We start from the raw sequence: 255 nt of genomic DNA on the forward strand, positions 1-255 counted from the left end.
ATCTTCTGCACCTGCTCATCGCCCTCCGGCAGGGGAACGGATGTGCCGTCAGTGGAGGGGGATGCAGTGGATGTACCTGATACTGTTTTTTTATCCCTTGCCGTCATCAGCGGCACGTCCACGTCATCCCCGGCCCGCAGACCGTTCAGGCCGTGTGCGAAGGTGCGCAACTGATTGATTTCGCGCAGCTGGTCAAGGGTCAGGTGGAATTTTTTTGCAACGGAGGCGGCGGTCTCACCGCCCCCCAGGGTGTAG

At 60.0% G+C, this 255-nt stretch carries 1 protein-coding gene; it reads right to left on the reverse strand.

Annotated elements, in window-relative coordinates:
- Nucleotides 1-255 (reverse strand): hypothetical protein (locus ACU8YC_RS28835; RefSeq protein WP_446896490.1); only part of this gene is annotated, 255 nt, incomplete at both ends.

It is taken from the genome of Citrobacter sp. VF227, assembly GCF_052950715.1.